Annotated in this window: 1 protein-coding gene; it reads right to left on the bottom strand. The window is 57.6% G+C overall.

The window, feature by feature from the left end; translation table 11 throughout:
• Window positions 1-157 precede the first annotated feature (157 nt).
• Window positions 158-860, bottom strand: a 703-nt coding sequence (locus AC1DT3_RS22925) for an aldehyde dehydrogenase family protein (RefSeq protein WP_477467460.1), incomplete at its 5' end; no start/stop codon positions are given.

Here is an 860-nt window from a genome sequence, read left to right as displayed (position 1 = left end):
GCCAAAAAGGCATAAACCCTGCCGCCATACGACTTGGCGTTCCTTGGGGTAGGGTGCGTCCTGCGAAAGCCATGAACGCGCCAATGAGTACTAACGCGCCACCGGCCCAGAAATTCTGTCGCTTCACCATGATCGCACCCTCCTGCTCGGGCTACCGTCACATCGTCAGATCGATCCAGATATTTTTCATGCGCGTGTACTTCTGATAGGCTGCGACTCCAAAATCCTTACCGAATCCAGAGCGCTTGAAGCCGCCGAACGGGGTCCCGATGTCGTTGGTTCGCCCGTAAGTATTGATCCAAATCATGCCCGTGTCGATGCGATGCGCCGCATCGAGGGCACGGGAGAGATTCTGAGTGTGAATGCCCGCCGCAAGGCCATAAGATTCATGGGCAGCGGCTGCGAAAGCTTCGTCTGGCTCGCGGAATGTCTGGACTGACAGAACCGGGCCGAAGACCTCTTCGCGATGGACCGGGTTGTCCGATTCCGCGACGATGATGCTGGGTGAATAATATGCACCACCATGCCTACCTAGGCGATCACCACCAGCGCGTAACTCTGCGCCGGCTCGTAAGCTGCGCTGAACGATTTCATGGACCCGCTCAATTTGCCGTTCTGAGACGATAGGCGACAATGTCGTCTGTGCGTCCCACGTCACGCCAGGCCGCGCCGCGCTCATGCGCGTCGCCACGCTTTCAATAAGGCGCTCCGCAATCGCTTCGTGAACGATCAGACGGCTGCCACAATAACAGAGTTGTCCTGCGTTCCTGCATGTGCCGGCGTAAATCATGTCAGCTAGACGCTCCAGATCGGGAACGTCGGAAAACACGATCTGCGGACTCTTTCCGCCAAGTTCGAGC

The sequence above is a fragment of the Microvirga sp. P4_G7 genome (assembly GCF_056401005.1).
This window is presented reverse-complemented; position numbering and strand designations above follow the sequence as displayed.